This is a genomic window from Acinetobacter sp. GW821-FHT09D10 (genome assembly GCF_059416285.1).
In genome coordinates this window covers 1-734 of sequence record NZ_JBWKOW010000017.1, presented here as the reverse complement: position 1 = coordinate 734, position 734 = coordinate 1, and the positions used below count along the sequence as shown (strand labels likewise).

General features: G+C 48.8%; 1 protein-coding gene. It reads left to right on the top strand.

Features of this window, described 5'->3' with window-relative positions:
• Positions 1–734, top strand: a 734-nt coding sequence (locus tag AC07M3_RS19035; protein WP_494599138.1) for an Ig-like domain-containing protein, incomplete at both ends; no start/stop codon positions are given.

The following is a 734-nucleotide window of genomic DNA, read 5'->3' as shown; positions in this document are numbered from 1 at the left end:
GGCGCTCACAGTGTGACTGTGACAGCAACAGACTTGGCAGGTAATACAGGTACGGATACAGGTACTGTAACAATCGATACGGTTGCACCAAATGCACCGGACATCGATCCAGTGAATGCGGTAGATCCGATTACAGGTACAGCAGAACCAGATTCAACAGTGACTGTAAGCTTCCCGGATGGTACGACTGCAACCGTAGTTGCAGGTACAGATGGTAGCTGGTCAGTGCCGAATCCGGGCAATCTGGTAGATGGTGAGACAATTTCAGCAACAGCGACTGACCCTGCAGGCAATACTTCATTGCCAGGTACAGAGATTGTTGACGGAGACGGCTTACCACCAGTGGTATCGTTAACTGATGAAGTGACGAATGATGCAACACCGGACTTGTCAGGTAGCATCAATGATCCAAATGCAACGATTGTAGTAACTGTGGATGGTATTGATTATCCGGCAGTAAACAATGGTGATGGCACCTGGACTTTACCGAACGATGTCTTACCAACCTTGTCAGAAGGCGCTCACAGTGTGACTGTGACAGCAACAGACTTGGCAGGTAATACAGGTACGGATACAGGTACTGTAACAATCGATACAGTTATACCAGTGGTCACATTCCCAGATGTATCAACCAATGACAGCACACCTGCGTTGACTGGTACGATCGATGATCCTGCTGCGACTGTGGTGGTGACTGTTGATGGCGTGGATTACCCAGCGACTAACAATGGTGA